The organism is Limnohabitans sp., assembly GCF_044361985.1.
GTDB lineage: Bacteria > Pseudomonadota > Gammaproteobacteria > Burkholderiales > Burkholderiaceae_C > Limnohabitans_A.
In genome coordinates, this window is the sequence record NZ_JBIKHV010000172.1 from 1 (window position 1) to 3,194 (window position 3,194).

General features: G+C 57.7%; 4 protein-coding genes. All 4 read right to left on the reverse strand.

Annotated features, from left to right (window positions below):
- The coding region (locus ACIQ3A_RS14635; protein WP_396432460.1) for a DUF465 domain-containing protein at positions 1 to 172 on the reverse strand (172 nt) is incomplete at its 3' end.
- Positions 169 to 507, reverse strand: a complete 339-nt coding sequence (locus ACIQ3A_RS14640; protein WP_396432457.1) for a hypothetical protein — start codon at positions 505 to 507, stop codon at positions 169 to 171. The genes ACIQ3A_RS14635 and ACIQ3A_RS14640, both read right to left, overlap by 4 nt.
- Positions 504 to 1,601 (reverse strand): cell division protein ZapE, encoded by a 1,098-nt coding sequence (gene zapE, locus ACIQ3A_RS14645; protein ID WP_396432458.1) that lies wholly within the window; start codon positions 1,599 to 1,601, stop codon positions 504 to 506. Before zapE ends, ACIQ3A_RS14640 begins: the two co-directional genes overlap by 4 nt.
- Before the next feature lie 113 nt (positions 1,602 to 1,714).
- The gene (gene lpdA, locus ACIQ3A_RS14650) at positions 1,715 to 3,142 is read right to left on the reverse strand and encodes a dihydrolipoyl dehydrogenase (RefSeq protein WP_396432459.1); all 1,428 of its coding nucleotides are present in this window, start codon (positions 3,140 to 3,142) and stop codon (positions 1,715 to 1,717) included.
- Positions 3,143 to 3,194 lie beyond the last annotated feature (52 nt).

Consider the following 3,194-nt stretch of genomic DNA (forward strand, 5'->3'; position numbering starts at 1 on the left):
GATCGCGCAAAGCCAAGCGACGTTTTTTCAGACGCCGCAAAAGCAACTCGTCCAGCGGCTGAGGCGTCAGCACAGCTTGGTCAATCAGGGCATCCAGATCGGCATGCGCCATCTGCCATTCGATCAACTGGCGACGCGGAGAGCGAAGATCCTCGGAAGTGATGTCCGTCATGGTGTGCTGCGATTTTCTGGCTGCTTGCCTTGAAGTCTTAAATTGCGCTGCTCAGTTCGCCACTGACGCTCTTGTGCGTTCAAAATCAGCTCTTGCTGACGCAACAACTCCAGCGCAGCGCGGCGATTGCTGCGGGCTTCACTCAGACAGGCGTTGACTGCAAATTTTTGCCAACAAGCTTTGGCTTCTACTTGGTAAACCGCCATGACCGCCTCACGCTGCAAAGCGAGCTCTTCGCGCTCAGCGCGGATGTACTCCGGCTCGCCCAGCAAAGACTGCGCGCCAAGCCAGGAGGTGGTCAATGCGGCGAAGCCCGCCAAGGCAAGACGTTTCATGTGATGTTCGTGTCGACCATGCGGTGCTCTAGCGCCAAAAATTCGCTGGACTGCATCTCGTGCAAGCGTGAGACTGTGCGCGGAAACTCGTGCGACATGGGGCCCGCGGTGTACAGGCCTTCAGGTGGCACCGCCGCAGACATGATCAATTTAACCCGGCGGTCGTACAAAACATCGATCAGCCAGGTGAAACGCCGGGCTTCAGAAGCCATGCTGACTGGCATGTGGGGCACATTGCTGAGCAAGACGGTGTGGAACTGAGCCGCAATTTCGAGGTAATCGTTTTGTGAACGCGGACCACCACAAATGGCACGAAAATCAAACCAGACCACATCCCCTGACCTGCGCCTGGCCTTGATGTCACGCGCCTCGATGTGCAAAACCGTGTCCTCATCGGGCCCTGTGGCTAAGCGGCTGAACGCATCGTTCATCGCCGAATCGGCTTGCTCGCCCAGCGGCGTGTTGTAAAGATTGAGCATCTCCAGCGTGCGGCGGCGGTAGTCGGTGCCGTTGTCCACGTTGAGCACCTGCATGCGATCGTTGAGCAAGGCAATGGCAGGCAGGATTCGGTCGCGGTGAAGACCGTCAGGGTAAAGACCGTCTGGCTTGAAGTTGGAGGTGGTGACAAAGCCCACGCCGTTGTCGAACAGCGCCACCAGCAAGCGGTGCAGAATCATGGCATCGGTGATGTCCGCCACATGGAATTCGTCAAAGCAAATCAATCGATAGCGCTTGGCCATGCGTCTGCCCAATTCGTCCAGCGGGTTCACGGTTCCCTGCAGGACGGCCAGTTCGCGGTGCACTTCGCGCATGAACTCATGAAAGTGCAATCGGGTCTTGCGCTCAATCGGAACCGCCGCAAAAAAACAATCCATCAGGAAACTCTTGCCGCGCCCGACCCCGCCAAACATGTAAACCCCTTTGGGGATTGGCGGGCGACTGAGAAATTTCTTCAAGACATTAGAACGCTTGGATTTGTAAGCCGCCCACTCGTTGGCACACCGCTCCAGTGCTTCGATCGCGCGCAACTGGGCAGGGTCGCTTTGGTAACCGCGCTTTTGGAGTTCTTCTTCGTAAACTGCACGAACAGACATGGCTTGATGGCTCTTGAATTCAAAACAAAACCCGGGACCAGGCCCGGGTTTTAAAGGGATGCAGAACTTTAACCCAACTCACCAGAAACCGCAGTTCCAGGCGAGCCATGGGCTTAGAAGTTCAGTGCGCGCTTGTCGACCGCCAAAGCTGCTTCTTTGGTCGCTTCACTCAGGCTGGGATGTGCATGGCAAATGCGCGCGATGTCTTCTGCGCTGGCGCGAAATTCCATGGCGACGACGGCTTCTGCGATCAACTCGGAAGCCGATGGGCCCACGATGTGCACGCCCAGAATTTCGTCGGTCGTGGCATCGGCCAGCATCTTGACCATGCCGGTCGTGTCGCCCAAAGCGCGGGCACGGCCGTTGGCCAGAAACGGGAAGGTGCCCGCTTTGTAGGCCACACCATCGGCCTTGAGTTGCTGCTCAGTGCGGCCCACCCAGGCGATTTCGGGGCTGGTGTAGATCACCCAAGGGATGGTGTTGAAGTTGACGTGCCCATGCTGACCGGCGATGCGCTCGGCCACGGCAACGCCCTCTTCCTCAGCTTTGTGCGCCAGCATCGGACCACGCACCACGTCACCCACGGCCCAAACGCCTGGCAGATTGGTTTTGCAGTCGGCGTCCACCACAATCGCGCCGCGCTCATCCAGTTGCAGGCCAACGGATTCGGTATTCAATCCGATGGTATTGGGCACGCGGCCGATCGAGATGATCAGTTTGTCGGCGTTGAGCACCACCGCTTCGCCCTTGGCGTTGGTGTAGTTGACGGTCACGCCCTTTTTGCCGTTGGCGATCTCGCCGACTTTCACACCCAGCTCGATCTTCAGACCTTGCTTGTCGAATGCCTTTTTGGCTTCTTTGGCAATTTGTTCATCGACAGCGCCCAAAAAGGTCGGCAGACCTTCAAGGATGGTCACTTCCGAGCCCAGACGCCGCCAGACCGACCCCATTTCGAGACCAATCACGCCGGAGCCGATCAAGGCCAGCTTCTGAGGCACACCGCCCAAGCGCAAGGCGCCATCGTTGCTCAATACATTCACCTCGTCAAACGGGGTGCCAGGCAAAGCCCGTGCGTTGGAGCCGGTGGCGATGATGACCTGTTTGCCAGTGATGCCCTCTTCGGTCTGCCCAGCGATTTTGATCTCGTAGCCGCCTTCGGCTTTGCCGACAAAGCTGCCGCGACCGTGGAAGAACGTGACCTTGTTTTTCTTCAGCAGATACAAGATGCCCTCGTTGTTTTGCTTCACAACGTTGTCCTTGCGGGCAAGCATCTTGGTCACATCCATTTTCACGTCTTTGGCACTGATGCCGTGTTCAGCAAAGTGGTGGTTGGCGTGGTCAAAGTGCTCACTGGACTGCAGCAAAGCCTTGGAGGGGATGCAACCCACGTTGGTGCACGTGCCGCCAGGGGCTGGGCCGCCCGCAGCATTTTTCCATTCGTCGATGCAGGCGACCTGGAAGCCGAGTTGTGCAGCACGGATGGCTGCAATGTAGCCACCGGGACCGCCCCCAATGACGACGACGTCGAATTGTTTGCTCATGGTAAATGCCTTCAGGATGAAAAACGCCCCCTTGGCAGGGGGCATTCAATAC

Excerpts from the sequence above, each read along its gene's own strand:
- zapE (WP_396432458.1), bottom strand. The coding sequence starts at position 1,601 with ATGTCTGTTCGTGCAGTTTACGAAGAAGAACTCCAAAAGCGCGGTTAC.
- ACIQ3A_RS14640 (WP_396432457.1), bottom strand. The coding sequence starts at position 507 with ATGAAACGTCTTGCCTTGGCGGGCTTCGCCGCATTGACCACCTCCTGG.
- lpdA (WP_396432459.1), bottom strand. The coding sequence starts at position 3,142 with ATGAGCAAACAATTCGACGTCGTCGTCATTGGGGGCGGTCCCGGTGGC.